This window comes from Streptomyces sp. NPDC032472 (genome assembly GCF_040636955.1).
Lineage (GTDB): Bacteria > Actinomycetota > Actinomycetes > Streptomycetales > Streptomycetaceae > Streptomyces.
Genome location: NZ_JBEZVK010000048.1, coordinates 1 through 15,431, shown reverse-complemented (window position 1 = coordinate 15,431; position 15,431 = coordinate 1). Strand labels below are relative to the sequence as shown.

Annotated in this window: 15 protein-coding genes; 12 read left to right on the top strand and 3 right to left on the bottom strand. The window is 72.8% G+C overall.

Annotated features, from left to right (window positions below; genetic code table 11):
- Nucleotides 1-39: 39 nt before the first annotated feature.
- Nucleotides 40-975: an oxidoreductase gene (locus tag AB0F11_RS27260; RefSeq protein WP_362178904.1), complete on the top strand. Its 936-nt coding sequence runs from the start codon at nt 40-42 to the stop codon at nt 973-975.
- 448 nt (nt 976-1,423) lie between these two features.
- Nucleotides 1,424-2,821 (top strand): FAD-dependent monooxygenase, encoded by a 1,398-nt coding sequence (locus AB0F11_RS27255; protein ID WP_362178901.1) that lies wholly within the window; start codon nt 1,424-1,426, stop codon nt 2,819-2,821.
- Here the strand turns inward: AB0F11_RS27255 and AB0F11_RS27250 are convergent.
- Nucleotides 2,818-3,834, bottom strand: a complete 1,017-nt coding sequence (locus AB0F11_RS27250) for a serine protease (protein WP_362178898.1) — start codon at nt 3,832-3,834, stop codon at nt 2,818-2,820. The two genes, AB0F11_RS27255 and AB0F11_RS27250, sit on opposite strands and share 4 nt — an antisense overlap.
- A gap of 201 nt (nt 3,835-4,035) precedes the next feature.
- Here AB0F11_RS27250 and AB0F11_RS27245 point away from each other — a divergent pair, with 201 nt between their 5' ends.
- From AB0F11_RS27245 to AB0F11_RS27225, 5 genes are all read left to right on the top strand, one after another.
- Nucleotides 4,036-5,106, top strand: a complete 1,071-nt coding sequence (locus AB0F11_RS27245) for a phosphatidylinositol-specific phospholipase C domain-containing protein (protein ID WP_362178895.1) — start codon at nt 4,036-4,038, stop codon at nt 5,104-5,106.
- Between the two features lie 66 nt (nt 5,107-5,172).
- On the top strand, nt 5,173-6,216 hold the full coding sequence (gene tsaD / locus AB0F11_RS27240; protein ID WP_362178892.1) for a tRNA (adenosine(37)-N6)-threonylcarbamoyltransferase complex transferase subunit TsaD: 1,044 nt from the start codon (nt 5,173-5,175) through the stop codon (nt 6,214-6,216).
- Nucleotides 6,217-6,279: 63 nt separating this feature from the next.
- A complete protein-coding gene (locus tag AB0F11_RS27235) occupies nt 6,280-6,927 on the top strand; it encodes an O-methyltransferase (RefSeq protein ID WP_362178889.1) in 648 nt (215 codons plus the stop codon).
- Nucleotides 6,928-6,986: 59 nt separating this feature from the next.
- Entirely contained in the window at nt 6,987-7,742 is a 756-nt protein-coding gene (locus AB0F11_RS27230) for a tyrosine-protein phosphatase (protein ID WP_362178886.1), read from the top strand.
- A 121-nt stretch (nt 7,743-7,863) separates the two neighbouring features.
- Nucleotides 7,864-8,700 carry a serine protease gene (locus AB0F11_RS27225; RefSeq protein ID WP_362178884.1) on the top strand — a complete coding sequence of 279 codons (837 nt, stop codon included), beginning with the start codon at nt 7,864-7,866 and terminating at the stop codon, nt 8,698-8,700.
- 147 nt (nt 8,701-8,847) lie between these two features.
- Here AB0F11_RS27225 and AB0F11_RS27220 read toward each other — a convergent pair whose 3' ends face one another.
- On the bottom strand, nt 8,848-9,519 hold the full coding sequence (locus AB0F11_RS27220; RefSeq protein WP_362178882.1) for a hypothetical protein: 672 nt from the start codon (nt 9,517-9,519) through the stop codon (nt 8,848-8,850).
- 370 nt (nt 9,520-9,889) lie between these two features.
- On the opposite strand from AB0F11_RS27220, the gene AB0F11_RS27215 reads away from it, so the two are divergent.
- The 3 genes from AB0F11_RS27215 to AB0F11_RS27205 all read left to right on the top strand — a co-directional run bounded on the left by AB0F11_RS27215 (nt 9,890) and on the right by AB0F11_RS27205 (nt 13,617).
- Nucleotides 9,890-10,276 carry a VOC family protein gene (locus tag AB0F11_RS27215; protein ID WP_362178879.1) on the top strand — a complete coding sequence of 129 codons (387 nt, stop codon included), beginning with the start codon at nt 9,890-9,892 and terminating at the stop codon, nt 10,274-10,276.
- 464 nt (nt 10,277-10,740) lie between these two features.
- Nucleotides 10,741-11,886 carry a winged helix DNA-binding domain-containing protein gene (locus AB0F11_RS27210; RefSeq protein ID WP_362178877.1) on the top strand — a complete coding sequence of 382 codons (1,146 nt, stop codon included), beginning with the start codon at nt 10,741-10,743 and terminating at the stop codon, nt 11,884-11,886.
- Nucleotides 11,887-11,931: 45 nt separating this feature from the next.
- Nucleotides 11,932-13,617, top strand: coding sequence for an AMP-binding protein (locus tag AB0F11_RS27205; protein WP_362178874.1), 1,686 nt, complete (start codon nt 11,932-11,934; stop codon nt 13,615-13,617).
- 69 nt (nt 13,618-13,686) lie between these two features.
- Here the strand turns inward: AB0F11_RS27205 and AB0F11_RS27200 are convergent, their stop codons facing one another.
- Nucleotides 13,687-14,175, bottom strand: coding sequence for a glutathione peroxidase (locus AB0F11_RS27200; RefSeq protein WP_362178871.1), 489 nt, complete (start codon nt 14,173-14,175; stop codon nt 13,687-13,689).
- 177 nt (nt 14,176-14,352) lie between these two features.
- Here AB0F11_RS27200 and AB0F11_RS27195 point away from each other — a divergent pair, with 177 nt between their 5' ends.
- Together AB0F11_RS27195 and AB0F11_RS27190 are read left to right on the top strand one after the other, a co-directional pair.
- Nucleotides 14,353-14,841 carry a hypothetical protein gene (locus tag AB0F11_RS27195; RefSeq protein ID WP_362178869.1) on the top strand — a complete coding sequence of 163 codons (489 nt, stop codon included), beginning with the start codon at nt 14,353-14,355 and terminating at the stop codon, nt 14,839-14,841.
- An 87-nt stretch (nt 14,842-14,928) separates the two neighbouring features.
- Nucleotides 14,929-15,431, top strand: a 503-nt coding sequence (locus AB0F11_RS27190; protein WP_362178866.1) for a transposase, incomplete at its 3' end; no start/stop codon positions are given.

Sequence of the window (15,431 nt, the reverse complement as noted above, 5' to 3'; positions counted from 1 at the left end):
TCGGTAACCCACTGTTGTTGAGGTTGTGAGGGAGCTGATATGCCCGGCTGGAGTGCCCAGGACATCCCCGACCAGAGCGGCCGCACCGCCGTCGTGACCGGCGCCAACAGCGGGATCGGCTACGCGACCGCCCGGGAGCTCGCCCGCCGCGGTGCGGAGGTGGTCCTGGCCTGCCGCAGCGCGGCGCGCGGCCACGCCGCCGCGATCCGGCTGCGGGCCGAGGTCCCCGCCGCCGAGGTGGAGTTCGCCCCGCTGGACCTGGCCGACCTGGGCTCCGTAGGGGAGTTCGCGCAGGGCTTCGCCCGGCGCCGCCCCGCGCTGGACCTGCTGGTCAACAACGCGGGCGTGATGGCCCTGCCGTACGGGCGCACCGCGGACGGGTTCGAGACCCAGTTCGGCGTCAACCACCTCGGCCACTTCGCGCTGACCGGTCTGCTCCTGCCGCAGCTGCTGGCCGCCGCGCCCGGGGCCCGGATCGTGACCGTCTCCAGCGGCTTCCACGCCCTCGGCGACGTCGACCACGACGACCTCGGCAGCGAGCGGGAGTACCGGCGGTGGATCGCGTACGGGCGCTCCAAGACCGCCAACCTCCTGTTCACGCACGAGCTGGCCCGGCGGCTCGGCGCCGCCGGCTCCACCGTGGTCGCGGCGAGCGCGCACCCCGGCTACGCCGCCACCAACCTGCACGCCGGGGCCGCGCGACAGGAGGGCCGACGCCGGCCCGCGGTCCGGCTGCTGGAGCTCGGCAACGCGCTCGTCGCCCAGTCCGCCGCCGCGGGCGCGCTGCCGGTCCTGTACGCGGCGACCGCGCCCGGGGTGCGGCCCGACGCCTTCTACGGGCCGCGGCTGGGCTGGCGCGGGGCCCCCGTCCGCTCCTGGCGGGCGAAGTGGACCCTGAACGACACCTCTGCCCGCCGCCTGTGGACCACCTCCGAAAAACTGACGGGCGTCGCATACGCACCGCTGACCCCCTGACCGGCAATTCCAGCCTCGCAGGCGCCTTACGCAGGCGGGGTCGGGCAAATTTCAGCCCCGCCGGCGTTTGAGTGGGGGTCCCCCCGGACGAAGTCTGGGGGAGGGTCGGGGCAGAGCCCGGTGCCCGGCGGAGCCGGGTTTCTTTGGGCTCCGCCCCGACCCCCGCGCCTCAAACGCCGGCGAGGCTGGATTCTGCCGACCCTCGGCCGCAAAAGCGAGGTGTGGGCCCGCCGAGGCCAGGTTGGACGCCGGAGCCGGCAAAACCAGACGCCAGGGCCGGGCAAAGCCAGCCTGGCGGAGCCGAAGCCGCCCGGCCAGGGGTAAGTGGCCGAAAACCGCCGCCGGAACCACGGGCGCCTGTGCCGTGAGCCCGTCCGCCCCCGTGGTGCGCCGGGGCGCCCCGGGTGGGACCTGAACCCAGGACCACTGGCACGGGACACTCGCTGCCATGGACGACGAGACGGACAACCACCCAGACGCCGACGACCACGCCGTGGTGCTCGGCGCCGGCCTCGCCGGGCTGCTCGCGGCGCGGGTCCTCGCCCAGCGCTTCGCCCGGGTGACCGTGGTGGAGCGGGACGAACTCCCCGACACCGGGCCGGCCTTCCGGCGCGGCGTCCTGCAGTCCCGGCACGTGCACGTGCTGTGGTCGCGGGGCCTGGAGGTGATGGAGGCGCTGCTGCCCGGCATCACCCGCGAACTGCTCGCCGCCGGAGCCGCCCTGATGGAGTCCCCGCGGGACTTCCTGTGGCTCAGCTCCGCCGACTGGTTCCACCAGGTGCCCGGGGCCCGGATCCTGGTGGCGCACCGGGAGCTCCTCGACTGGACGCTGCGCCGGGAGGTGCTGCGCGACGACCGCATCCGGATCCGCTCGGGCTCCCCGGCGACCGGGCTCGTCGCCACCGGGGAGAGCCGCACCGTGACCGGGGTCGCCCTGCGCGAAGGCGGCCCGCTGTCCGCCCGGTTCGTGGTCGACGCCACCGGCCGCGGCTCCCGGGCCCCCGCCTGGCTGACGGCGCTCGGCCTCCCGGCACCGGCGACCACCCGCTACGACTCCCACCTCGGCTACTCCAGCCGCTACTACGACCTCCCGCCGGACCCCGGGCGCCGCTGGCACGGCATGTACGTACAGGGCCGCCCCGACAGCCCCCGCGGCGGGGTGCTGGTGCCGCTGGGCGACGGCCGCTGGCTCGCGACCTTGATCGGCAACGGCGAGCACGCCCCGCCGACCGGGGAGGAGGAGTTCCTCGACTTCGCGCGCAGCCTGCGCAGTCCGGCGCTGTACGACGCCCTGCGCGACGCCAAACCGCTGTCCTCGCCGACCGGCTTCCGCGCCACCTCCAACGAGCGGCGCCACTACGAGCGGCTCGACCGCTGGCCGGCCGGGTTCGTGGTCCTCGGCGACGCCGCGTGCCGGTTCAACCCCGTGTACGGGCACGGGATGAGCGTCGCGGCCCTCGCCGCCGAGGCCCTGGCCGAGTCGATCCGCGGGCTCGCCCCACGGGAGATCGCGGGCGCCGCGCGGCGGATCCAACGCCGCACCGCCGCCTCGGCCGACGCTGCCTGGCAGATCGCCACCAGCGAGGACATGCGCTACTCCGAGACCGAGGGGCCGCCGCCGGACCGGGCGACGAAGGTCCTCCAGCGGTACATGGAGCGGGTGATCGTCGGGGCCAACGCCGATCCGGCGATCTCCCGCCCGTTCTTCGGCGTGCTGTCGCTGTCGGCCTCGCCGAACATCCTGCTCAGCCCGGGCACGGTGATCCGGGTGCTGTCGAAGTGGCGGCTGCCGTCGAACCCTTCGGCCGCCGCGTACCCCGCCCACCACGGCCCGCCCGGGGGCTAGCGGCGGCCCGGATCCGCAGAGGTACGCCCGGTGACGGCACGCTGGTACAGCTTCCGGATGTCGTCGTCGAACCAGCTGCTGAACGAGGTGGTCTCGTCGCCGCCCCCGTCCCGGCCGCCGACCACGCCGATCAGGGTGTGGGCGTCGGTCAGCACCGGACCGCCGCTCGTGCCGTCGGGAACGTCCGCGCAATCCAGCCGCAATTGCGTGGGCCCGTCGGCGCGGGCGGTGTTGTAGCAGTCCACCGGCTCCTCCGCCCCGCCCGGGTAGCCCACGACCCGGGCGGGGGCCGGCAGCTGCGGCCGGAACCGGATCGTCTCGGCGCCCGTGGTGACCTCCAGCCGCTCGCCGGGCCGGCCGGGGCGGCGCAGCCGCAGGAACGCCACGTCGTGGTCGGGGTCCTGGTCCTCGCTCCAGCTCGGGTCCACGTCGATCCGGGTGGGCACCCAGACCCCGTACGGTGCCTCGCCGTCGCGGTAGCCGGGGACGAAGACCAGGTTGGTGCGGAAGCCCAGGGCGCCCCGGTAGACGCAGTGCGCGGCGGTGGCGACGAGATCCCCGCCGGGTGAGTGCACGACCACGCCCGAGCAGTGGTGGTCGCCGTCCCCGTCCTCGCCGGGCGAGAACAGCGCCCCGACGGCCGGTTCCGCGGCGATGGTCTCCGCCGCCAGCGGCTCCGAGGGCCGCCAACCGCCGGACCGCCAGTCGGCGGCGGCGTTCCCGGCCTGCCCGGCCTGCGCGGTCTGTCCGTCTTGCCCGCCTTGCGCCCGCTGCCCCGGCGCGGCCGGGACCTCTCGGACGACCCCGTCGAGCAGGGCCTCGGCGGCGCGGTCGGCGGCCTGCGGGTCCTGGACGTAGCTGCCGGCGCCGGGATCGCCGTCCGCGTGGTTCTCCAGGATGCCGCCGAACTCCCAGAGCAGGACGGCGCCGCCGGCGAGCGCCGCGCAGCACAGGCCGAGGGCCACCCGGACCCCGATGGACCGCCCGTGGCCCCTGGGGCCCTTGCTCGACATGTGGCACTCCCGCCCGCTGACTTGCTCGACGCCCTGTTCTACGGGGTCCCCGGGCCGGGAGTTCCGCCACGGAATGTGGCCGTCCTCACAGCCTCCGGACCGTCATCCGCACTCCTTCCCTGCGCCACCCAACTGCCCTAGTCTCCACCGGGTTTGGCGAGTGACCGACCAGTAGGCCCAGCGGGACGAAGGAGCCGGAGCATGGAAATGCGGATGCGGATGCGGGTTCGGATGGCGAGTGCGGCGGCGGCCGGGTGCTCCGCCCTGGCGCTCCTGCTGGGCGCGGCCGCCCCGGCGGGCGCTGCGGCCGCGGCGGCGCAGGGGGACCTCCCGTACGCGGGATCGACCGGCGTCGGCGTGCACAACGCGTACGACAAGGCCAAGTACACCTACTTCGCGGACGCCCTCGACTCGGGCGCGGCGATGCTGGAGCTCGACGTCTGGACCAACTTCTTCGGCAGCTCCTGGCGGGTCTCCCACGACAACCCCTTCGGCAACGACAGCAACTGCGAGAACGCCACCAGCCCCGCCCAGCTGCGCACCAAGTCCCGCAACCAGAACCTGGCCGGCTGCCTCTCCGACATCCGCAGCTGGCACGACGCCCACCCCGGCCACCGGCCGATCGTCCTGAAGCTCGAGCTCAAGGACGGCTTCGCCGCCAACCTCGGGCGCGGCCCCGCCGAACTCGACTCCCTCCTGGCCGCCAAGCTCGGCGACGCCCTCTACCGCCCCGGCCAGCTCGCCTCCGGCCACCCCGACCTGGACACCGCCGCCCGCGCCGGCGCCTGGCCGAGCCGGGCCGCCATGGCCGGGAAGTTCCTCGTCGAGCTGATCCCCGGCACGCTGGAGGAGGGCAACAGCAACGACACCCTGTGGACCGACCGGGAGTACGCCACCCACCTGCGCTCCCTCGCGGCCGCGGGCCGGCTCTCCCAGGCGGCCGCCTTCCCGGCCGTGCACCGCGCCGAGGCCGGCGACCCGCGCGCCCGCTACGCCGACGCCTCGCTGCGCCCCTGGTTCGTGGTCTTCGACGGCGACGCGAGCGCGTACGCGTCCGGCGCGATCGACACCTCCTGGTACGACCGCAACCACTACCTGCTGCTCGCCACCGACGCCCACAACGTGGCGCCGGCCATCGACGGCGTCCACCCGACCGAGGTCCAGGCCCTGGACCGCCTCCGGTTGATGGCCCGCAACCACGCCTCCATCGCCTCCGCGGACTGGTACCCGCTGCCCTCGGTGCTGGCGACGGTGGTGCCCCGGGGTCAGTAACCTTATTGCGAACAGTTCGCAATAAGGGTTTGGGTGTGGTGCGGTGTGACACGGCGTCGGCTTCCGGTGGTCCTCGGAATCGAGTCGTCCTGTGACGAGACCGGAGCCGGCATTGTGCAGGGCGGACGCCTCCTCGCGCACGTCGTCGCGTCGAGCATGGACGAGCACGCCCGCTTCGGCGGCGTCGTCCCGGAGATCGCGGCCCGCGCCCACCTGCACGCCTTCAACCCCGTCGTCCGCCAGGCCCTGGACGAGGCCGGCCTGCGCCCCGGCGACCTCGACGCGGTCGCCGTCACCACCGGCCCCGGCCTCTCCGGCGCACTCCAGGTCGGACTGGCCGGGGCCAAGACCCTCGCGTACGCCCTGGGCGTGCCGCTGTACGGGGTGCACCACCTGGCCGGCCACGTCGCGGCCGACACCCTGGAGCACGGGCCGCTGCCCGACCCGTGCGTGGTGCTGATCGTCTCCGGCGGGCACACCTCCCTGCTGCTCGTACGGGACCTCGTGCGCGAGCCGATCCTGCACCTCGGGGACACCCTGGACGACGCGGCGGGGGAGTGCTTCGACAAGGTGGCCCGGGTCTTCGGCCTGCCGTACCCGGGCGGCCCCGCCATCGACCGGGCCGCCCGCGGGGGCGACCCGGCGGCGGTCGCCTTCCCGCGCCCGCTGCGGGCCGCAGGCGGCCAGGATGCGTACGCCTTCTCCTTCTCGGGGCTGAAGACGGCGGCCGCCCGCTGGGCGGAGGAGCACCGGCGGCGCGGCGAGGCGCTGCCCGTCGCCGACGGCGCCGCCTCGCTCCAGGAGGCCGTCGCCGACGTGCTGACCCGCAAGGCGGTCGCCGCCTGCCGGGAGTACGGGGCGAGGACGCTCGTGGTGGTCGGCGGCGTCGCCGCCAACTCCCGGGTGCGCGACCTCGCGCAGCGGCGCTGCGCCTCGGCGGGGATCGCGCTGCGGGTGCCGCCGATGACGCTGTGCACCGACAACGGGGCGATGATCGCCGCCATCGGCGACCTGCTGGTCCGCTCGGGCGCCGAGCCCGCCCCGATCGAGGTGACGGTCGACCCGTCGGCGCCGCTCGCGTACGCCGCCCTGAACCCGGTGGCGGCCTGACACCGGGTTCAGGGCGGCTGCCGCCGTACCGTTTCCGCGCGCGGGCCGGGTCGTTGACCGGGCATGAAGACGGTGGAGATCACCCCCGAGGTGTACGCGTACGTCCTCGCCCAGACCGCGCCGCCGACGCCCGTCCAGGAGCAGCTGATCGCCCGCACCCGCGCGCTCGGCTCACCCGCGGTGATGCAGGTCCCGCACGAGCAGGGCCGCTTCCTCACCCTGCTCGCCAGGATCGCCGGCGCCCGCCGGATCGTGGAGGTCGGCACCTTCACCGGCTACTCCACGCTCGCCCTCGCCGAAGGGCTCGCGGCGGGCGGGCAGGTGCTGACCTGCGACGTCTCCGAGGAGTGGACCGCCATCGCCCGGGAGGCGTGGCAGGCCGCCGGGGTCGCCGACCGCATCGACCTGCGGATCGGCCCGGCGGCGCAGACGCTGCGCGCGCTCCCGCCGGAGCCGGAGATCGACCTGGCCTTCCTCGACGCCGACAAGGGCGGCTACCGCACCTACTGGGACGAGCTGGTCCCGCGCCTGCGGCCCGGCGGGCTGCTTCTCGCCGACAACGTCCTGTACGGCGGCGCGGCGGCCCGGCCCGACGCGCAGGGCAACGCCCTGGCCGTCCGGGAGTTCAACGCCCACGTCCGCGCCGACTCCCGGGTCGAGTCGGTGCTGCTCCCGTTCGCGGACGGCCTGACCCTCGCCAGAAAACTCTGAACACCCGCGGGACGGCAACGGGCATCCTGGGACCTCAAGATCCCACAAAGGAGCCCCCGTTGTCCCCTGAGCGCCACATACCCTTCCAACGCCTGCACAACTTCCGTGACCTGGGCGGCTACCGCACGGCCGACGGGCGCACGGTCGCCTGGGGCCGGCTCTACCGGGCCGACTCCCTGGGCAAGCTCCAGGGTCAGGGTGGGGGCGGGGATGGGGGCGGGGACTGGGAGCGCTTCCTCGGCCTCGGCATACGCACCGTCATCGACCTGCGCTACCCCTGGGAGATCGAGGCCAGGGGCCGGGTCCCCGAGCCCGGCCGGTTCACGTACGCCAACCTGAGCATCGAGCACCGCCCGTACGACCAGGCCGCCATCGACCCCGAGATCGACCCCTGGCGCTACCTCGCCGACCGCTTCGCGGAGGTGGCCGAGGACGGGGTCGAGGAGATCCGGCAGGTCATCGAGCTCATCGCCGCCGGTCCGGGGCCCGCGGTCTTCCACTGCACCTCGGGCAAGGACCGCACCGGCCTCATCGCCGCCCTGGTCCTGTCCCTCCTGGAGGTGTCGGAGGAGCAGATCCTGGCCGACTTCGCGCTCACGGAGCTGGCCACGCAGCGCCTGCTGGCCGACTGGCACGCCGCCAACCCGGGACGCACCATGCGCTGGCCCTCGTACGGCCGCGCCCCGGCCACGGTCCTGGCCCTCACCCTCGCCGACCTGGCCGCACGCCACGGCTCGGTGTCCGCGTACCTCACCGAGACCGTAGGCATCACCGCACAGACCACGGCCCGCCTCCGACAGCGCCTGCTCACCTGATCGCTGTTACCAAATCCCCTCCACCCCTTGCGGGTTGACGAACCGACTACCAACAATGCACATGACAACCGGAGGATCTTCGGTCGTCTCGTCGTCTCGTCATCAGAGGGGAACCCCCACAATGAACAAGCCTCTCGTCGGCGCGATGCTCTCGCTGCTCCTCTTAGGAGCAGCGGCAGCCCCGGCCGCGGCCTCGACCACCCAGGACCGCGCAGCCGCGCCCGTCGCCGTGAACTTCGCGGGGACGGTCGCGCTCAGCAACTGCTCCGGCTCCGTCGTGCGCACGCCGAACTCCCAACCCAACGACCCCGCCCTCGTCCTGTCCAACGGGCACTGCCTGGAGACGGGCTTCCCGGCCGCGGGCGAGGTCATCAAGGACCAGCCGTCCAGCCGCTCCTTCACGCTGCTCACCGCCTCGGGCTCGCGGGCGGGCACGCTGCGGGCGAGCAAGGTGGCGTACGCAACGATGACCGACACGGACATCTCGATCTACCAGCTCACCAAGACGTACGCCCAGATCCAGAGCCAGTACGGCATCGGCGCCCTCACCCTGAACGACGCCCACCCGGTGCAGGGCACCGCGATCAAGGTGGTCTCCGGGTACTGGAAGCGGACCTACAGCTGCAACATCGACGGGTTCGCGTACCGCCTCAAGGAGGGCGCCTGGACCTGGAAGGACTCGGTCCGCTACACCTCGTCCTGCAACACCATCGGCGGAACCTCCGGCTCCCCGGTGATCGACACGACGACCGGCAAGGTCGTCGCGGTCAACAACACGGGCAACGAGGACGGCGGCCGCTGCACGGACAACAACCCGTGCGAGGTCGACGAGAACGGCACGGTGACGGTCCGCCAGGGCATCAACTACGCCCAGGAGACCTACACGATCGTCCCCTGCATCACGACAGGCAACAAGATCGACCTGACCCTCCCCGGCTGCACCCTCCCGAAGCCCTAACCCCACCGGCCCCGCCCGCCCCCACACGGCGGGCGGGGCCGAAGACCTCGGTGGCGCTGGGGTCCCAGTCGGTCACGACGAACCAGGAGCCCTCCAGCGGCCACCCGTGCGCGGGGAACTGGGTGCAGGCCTTCCTCAGGGAGGGGCCTACTTCGTGCCCGGGGTCCATTTCATGCCGAGTCGGTACGCTCGGGAGATCACATCCTGGATGCCGGGGCCGTCCTGCGGCGTGAACCACCGCACCTCGCGTCCGATCACGAGTTCGCCCTTCTGCCGCTTGATCAGGGCTATGGCGCAGGCGTGCGCCTGGGGTGGGCAGCCGTCGAGGTCGACCTGAAAGCGGTCGCCGCGGTCGGAGGTCAGGGTCACCACTGCGTCGAGGCCGCGGAAGTCGCCGGAACCGTCGTAGATGTAGACGAAGAGCAGCAGCTTCTGGAACTCGGCCTGGTGGTCCAGGTTGATGACGAGGTTCTCGCCCGCTGCATGGGCCCCGGTCCGGTCGTCCGAGTCCAGGGCGACGTAGGGGAAGCGGTTCACCGCACCGAACGCGTTCCCCAAGGCCTGGACCACGGTCTTGGTGCCGTCGGTGCACCGGATCATGCAGCCCAGGTCGAGATCCACGGTCCTGGCCGTGGCCGCTCGCAGTGACGCGCGTATCCGGCCGAACAGGCCACGGGCCTCGTCGGCTGCCCGCTCGGCAGCGGCCCGCGGGGACGTCCAGTTCAGATTGACTCTGATCAGCCCTGAGGTCACTCCGTGCTTGTCCAGCGAGACCGTCGGCGAGGCTTTGGTCAGGCTCACTGTGGTCGGCTCGGCCATGGGACACCCTTCTGAGAGAGACCACGCGCCGGATAAGGGACGCAGCCCAGGCCGAGCGCACGGAGCGGCGTGTTCCGGCCGCCTGGAACAGGGAAGTCCCTCGGCCGCGGCCGGGGGCCGGTTTTCCCCGAGCCGAGACCGTTTCGTCACCCCACACCGGTCCCGGAACGCCGACGCCCGGTCGGCACCGCCCCTCGGCACCGCCTGCCGCGGCCTGGCCGCCGGACCCCGTCGCCATCGGCGCGCTGCTCAGCCCGAGAAGTCATCGGGACGCAGCGTATGAGCCTTGCCGCCGCCAGCGTCGACGTACGCGGTGCTGCATCAAGCCCGGTGCCAGGCTTCGGCGTCGGCACTCGTAGACTGCGCGGTCATGACACAACGATGGCCCTTCATCCACCACGTCACCTTCATCGCCTCTGACCTGGAGGCCAGCACCCGCTTCTACACTGCCGCGCTCAAGCCCCTCGGTGTCGTTGGGGAAGCGGCTGACGGCGGAGCGGAGTTCTGGGAAGAGGAGCTGGACACTCCTTCCTTCGGTCTGTACCCCGCGGGCGACGCCACGGTGACCCGGGGCGCACACATCGCGTTCACCGCACGCGACCGAGCCTCGGTAGACACCTTCTATGAGGCCGCCCTGGCCGCTGGTGGCACGTCCCGGCACGAACCCCGGCTCTGGCCCGAGTACCGCGCCTATTGCGCGTTCGTTGACGACCCGGACGGCAACAACGTCGAAGCCGTGTACAAGGAGCAGGCGTAGGTCAGTCGGGTGTGGCCTCGCTCGATGGCGCGGTCCGGATCGAACCCGACCACGAGGCGGGGGCTCTGAACGCCGCGCTCGACCACCTTTGGCCGTGAAAGGGCCCCAGTCTTCCGCCAGGGGCAGCAGGTGGGAGCAGGTCGAGCGTGCCACGAGTGCGGGGTGTGCAGCCGGGGCGCGCCGTCGGCGGACGAGACCGCGCTGCGGAAGTCCGCGTAGTAGTCGCCGGGTACGGCGTCCGCGAGCCACGCCTCCAGGGAGCGGAAGCGGGTGCCGATGCGGTGGCTCGCCGGCGGGTTCTGGAGATCGTTGCCACGGCGGGCCAGGAAGGAGCCCTTGCCGAAGAGGAGGGCCAGGGCGTAGGAGGCGTCGCCGTACCGTTCGCGGAGCTTGGTGAGGGTTCCCTGTGAATGAGCGGCAATTGCGGACCGGTTGGCGTCCTTGAGTGGGGTTACGTTGTTTTCATGGCTTCCAGGACTTCCAGGATCTCGACGGCGACGCATCCCGTGCTCGGCGTTCGTGCACTGAACCGTGCCACGCTTGCTCGGCAGCTGCTGCTGAGCCGGGCCGAGATGGCCGCCTCGGATGCCGTTGAGCAGTTGCTCGGGCTGCAGGCGCAGAACGTGAAGCCGCCGTACTTCCAGCTGCACGCGCGGCTCGCCGGGTTTCGGCCCGCCGAGCTGGCCGGGCTGATGGAGTCGCGCCGGGTGGTCCGGATGGTCACCATGCGCTCCACCCTGCACACCCACACCGCCCGTGACGCGTTCATCCTCCGGTCGCTCGTCCAGGGGGCCCGGGACCGGGAGATCGGGCACTTCCGCAAGGGGCTCGTGGGGGTGGAGCTTGAGCGGCTCGCCGCGCGGGCCCGCGCGTTCGTCGAGGCGGAGCCGCGCACCATGGCCGAGATCCGCGCGGAGCTGCACCGGGAGTGGCCGGGCGCCGAACCGCAGGCCCTGTCCGTCGCCGCGCGCTGCCTGCTGCCGCTCGTGCAGGTGACGCCGCGCGGGGTGTGGGGGTGCAGCGGGCAGGTGCGGTTGACCACCCTGGAGGCGTGGGTTCCGGATGTTGTGGAGGGGCATGTCGGGGATGAGCAGTCGCCGGAGGCGCGGCTGGATGGGCTCGTGCTGCGGTATCTCGGGGCGTTCGGGCCGGCCTCGGTGAAGGACATGCAGGTCTGGGCCGGGCTCACCAGGCTGCGGGAGGCCTTCGAGCGGCTGCGGCCGCAGCTGGCCGTCTTCCGCGACGAGAACGGCGTCGAGCTGTTCGATCTGCCCGACGCGCCCCGGCCCGACGCGGACACGCCGGCACCGCCCCGCTTTCTGCCCGAGTTCGACAACCTCCTGCTGTCCCACGCCGACCGGACCCGCGTCGTCCCGGCCGCGCTCAAGGGGCGGGCCTGGGCCGGGAACCAGGCGTACTGCACCCTCCTCGTGGACGGGTTCCTCGGTGGGCTGTGGCGGTTGGGGGAGGAGGGGGTGCTCACCGTTCAGCTGTTCGGGCACGCTGCGGACGCCGTGAAGGAGCTCGTTGTTGAGGAGGGGGAGCGGTTGATCGCCGGGATGGCAGCCGAAGGCGGGGGTTCCGTGCGCTTCGGGTCAATCCGCGGCTGACGCCGCTCTGGTGGGGCGTACGGGGCGCACGGCACGATGCCTCCCATGACGGAGAACAGCGCCACCGACAGCTTCCTGGACGCCCGCGACTTCCTGCTCGCGCACGGCCGGGACTACGACGCCGCCCGCGCCGGCTTCACCTGGCCCCGCCCCGAGCGCTTCAACTGGGCGCTCGACTGGTTCGACCGCCTTGCCGACCGCTCCTCCCACACCGCCGAGGCGCTGCGCATCGTCGAGGAGGACGGCAGCAGCGAGGGCGTCTCCTTCGCCGAACTCGCCGCCCGGTCGGGGTCGGCCGCCAACTGGCTGCGCGCCCAGGGCGTCGCGGCCGGCGACCGGATCCTGGTGATGCTCGGCAACCAGCGCGAGCTGTGGGAGGTGATGCTCGCCGCGATCAAGCTGCGGGCCGTGGTCATCCCCGCCACGCCGCTGCTCGGCCCCGCCGACCTGCGCGACCGCGTCGAACGGGGCCGGGTCCGGCACGTCATCGCCCGGACCGAGGACACCGCCAAGTTCGCCGAGGTGCCCGGCACCTATACGCGGATCGCCGCCGGGGCCGACGTACCCACCGGCTGGCGGCGGCTCGCCGACCTGTACGAGGCCGACCCGGCCTTCACCCCGGACGGCGAGACCCTCGCCACCGACCCGCTGATGCTGTACTTCACCTCCGGCACCACCGCCCGCCCCAAGCTCGTCGAGCACACGCACGCCTCGTACCCCATCGGGCACCTCTCCACCATGTACTGGCTCGGGCTGCGCCCCGGCGACGTCCACCTCAACATCGCCTCGCCCGGCTGGGCCAAGCACGCCTGGTCCAACCTCTTCGCGCCGTGGAACGCCGGGGCCACCGTCTTCGTGTACAACTACACCCGCTTCGACGCGGAGCGGCTGATGGCCGAGATGGACCGGCACGGCGTGACCACGTTCTGTGCCCCGCCCACCGTGTGGCGGATGCTGATCCAGTCCGACCTGGCCAAGCTCCAGGCCCCGCCGCGCGAGTGCGTCGCCGCCGGCGAGCCGCTCAACCCGGAGGTCATCGAGAAGGTGCGCGAGGCCTGGGGGGTCACCATCCGCGACGGCTTCGGCCAGACCGAGACCACCCTGCAGGTCGGGAACTTCCCCGGGGCCGTGGTGAAGCCGGGCTCCATGGGGCGGCCCGCGCCCGGGTACGAGATCGTGCTGCTCGACCCGGTCACGGGCAAGGTCTCCGCGGACGAGGGCGAGGTGTGCGTGGACCTCGGTCCGCGGCCCGCCGGAGTGATGACCGGCTACCGGGACGACGAGGAGCGCACCGCCGAGGCGATGGCCGACGGGCTGTACCGCACCGGGGACATCGCCTCGCGCGACGCCGACGGCTACCTCACGTACGTGGGGCGGGCCGACGACGTGTTCAAGGCCTCGGACTACAAGATCAGCCCGTTCGAGCTGGAGAGCGCGCTGCTGGAGCACGAGGCCGTCGCCGAGGCCGCGGTCGTGCCCGCGCCGGATCCGCTGCGGCTGGCGGTGCCGAAGGCGTACGTGGCGCTCGCGGCGGGCTGGGAGCCAGGGCCGGAGACGGCCCGGGCGCTGTTCGCGCACTCCCGGGCGGTGCTGTCGCCGTACAAGCGGATCCGGCGGATCGAGTTCGCGGACCTGCCGAAGACGGTGTCCGGGAAGATCCGCCGGGTGGAGCTGCGGGAGCTGACCGCGGCGGGCTCGGGGGCGGAGTACGACGAGGCCGATCTGGGCTGAGCCGCCGGCCACGGCCGCCGGGGGCGGGCTGACCACACGGTCGGCCCGCCCCGGCGTACGGGGTGTCCGTCAGGCGGGGAGGAGCGCCTCGATCGCGGCGATGACCTCGGGGGACTCGGGCTCGGTGCGCGGACGGAAGCGGGCGACGACCTCGCCGGCGGGGGAGATCAGGAACTTCTCGAAGTTCCACTGGATGTCGCCGGCCTCGCCGTCCGCGTCCGGGGTCTTGACCAGCTCGCCGTAGAGCGGGTGTCGGTTCTCGCCGTTGACCTCGGACTTCTCCAGCATCGGGAAGGTGACGCCGAAGCCGGCCGCGCAGAACGTCTGGATGTCCTCGGCGGTGCCGGGCTCCTGCTCGCCGAACTGGTTGCACGGCACACCGATGACGGTGAAGCCCTTCGCCTCGTACGCGAACTGCAGCCGGGCCAGCCCGGAGTACTGCGGGGTGAGCCCGCACTGCGAGGCGGTGTTCACCAGCAGGATCACCTTGCCCTTGTGGGCGGCGAGGCTCGTGGGCTCGTCGGACAGGGTGGTCAGCGGGATGTCGTACAGGCTCATCGGGCTCTCCTCGGCAGAAAAGGGCAGGCCGCGCAGGCTGCAACCAGCGGCTATCGCGTCCGAAAGCCTACGTCCTGCCCGAACGGAACCGAACAGCCGCCGCGGCGGACGGGGCCCCGGCGCCGCCGCACCGCAATCCCGTGGAGCCCGATCGCCAGGCGCGGCATGATCGGCGGCATGGAAGCAGTGGTGCAGAGGGTCCGCACGTCGTGGACGAAACAGTCGCGCGGCGGCCGCGAGGCGGCCCGCCGGAACGCCGCACCCGTGTCCTTTCCCCTCCCGGACGTCCCGCCCCCGTTCGTCCACGAAGTCCTGATGGACGAGCGGGACGGCTTCCGGCCGCGGTCCGCGACGCGCCGCGGACTGCCCGAGGCTGCGGGCGGTTTCGACGCGGCCGTGCTGCTGGACGAGTCGGACGGGTTCCTGCGCGTCCTTCCGGCCGTCACGCCCTTCGGTATGCCGAAGCGGTGGCGGCGGCCGCCGGCGGTCCGGCTCGCCCGGGGCGAGTGGCTGCGCTGGCAGATCAACCACCGCTTTGCCGGCACGCACGGCGACCTGTGGACGTACCGCCTCGACACGTTCAACGTCGCCTACGGGCCGGTCGGCGCCGGGCTCTTCCTGGGCGCCCCCACCCGGCGGGTCGACGAGCGCGCCGTACTGCGCTGAGCCGGGTCGGCGCGGAGGCTAGTAGGGCTTGGTCAGGTTGGTGTTGTTGGTGCGTGTCCTGTGGGTTCGGTGTGTCGTTGAAGACGTGTGACGCCGGAGGAAATTGCATGTGTGCGGGCCGAGTTGGAGGCGTTCGCGGCGGAGGTTTTCGAGCCGTTCGCGCGGAGGGATCAGCGTCGGTGGGGGCAGGTCTATCTGCGGGGGCTGCTGACCGACGGGCAGCGTAAGTCGGTCGAGCCGATGGCTGCCCGGCTGGGTGAGGAGGGGAACAGGCAGGCGCTGGCCCATTTCATCACCACCAGCCCGTGGGATCCGGCGCATGTGCGGGCCCGGCTGGCCTGGAGGATGGAAGGGGCGGTCCGGCCCACCGTGCTGGTCTTCGATGACACCGGGTTCCTCAAGGACGGCAATGCCTCGGCGTGTGTGTCGCGGCAGTACACCGGCACCGCGGGCAAGGTCACCAACTGCCAGGTGGGCGTGTCGCTGCACCTGGCCTCGGATCACGCCTCGGCGGCGGTCAACTGGCGGCTGTTCCTGCCCGAGACCTGGGAGCCGGGGTCTGTGAAGGCGGATCCGGACAAGGTCGCCCG

Coding starts and splice junctions, on each gene's coding strand:
- AB0F11_RS27260 (WP_362178904.1), top strand. CDS start 40: ATGCCCGGCTGGAGTGCCCAGGACATCCCCGACCAGAGCGGCCGCACC.
- AB0F11_RS27255 (WP_362178901.1), top strand. CDS start 1,424: ATGGACGACGAGACGGACAACCACCCAGACGCCGACGACCACGCCGTG.
- AB0F11_RS27250 (WP_362178898.1), bottom strand. CDS start 3,834: ATGTCGAGCAAGGGCCCCAGGGGCCACGGGCGGTCCATCGGGGTCCGG.
- AB0F11_RS27245 (WP_362178895.1), top strand. CDS start 4,036: ATGGAAATGCGGATGCGGATGCGGGTTCGGATGGCGAGTGCGGCGGCG.
- AB0F11_RS27235 (WP_362178889.1), top strand. CDS start 6,280: ATGAAGACGGTGGAGATCACCCCCGAGGTGTACGCGTACGTCCTCGCC.
- AB0F11_RS27225 (WP_362178884.1), top strand. CDS start 7,864: ATGAACAAGCCTCTCGTCGGCGCGATGCTCTCGCTGCTCCTCTTAGGA.
- AB0F11_RS27220 (WP_362178882.1), bottom strand. CDS start 9,519: ATGGCCGAGCCGACCACAGTGAGCCTGACCAAAGCCTCGCCGACGGTC.
- AB0F11_RS27215 (WP_362178879.1), top strand. CDS start 9,890: ATGACACAACGATGGCCCTTCATCCACCACGTCACCTTCATCGCCTCT.
- AB0F11_RS27210 (WP_362178877.1), top strand. CDS start 10,741: ATGGCTTCCAGGACTTCCAGGATCTCGACGGCGACGCATCCCGTGCTC.
- AB0F11_RS27205 (WP_362178874.1), top strand. CDS start 11,932: ATGACGGAGAACAGCGCCACCGACAGCTTCCTGGACGCCCGCGACTTC.
- AB0F11_RS27200 (WP_362178871.1), bottom strand. CDS start 14,175: ATGAGCCTGTACGACATCCCGCTGACCACCCTGTCCGACGAGCCCACG.
- AB0F11_RS27195 (WP_362178869.1), top strand. CDS start 14,353: ATGGAAGCAGTGGTGCAGAGGGTCCGCACGTCGTGGACGAAACAGTCG.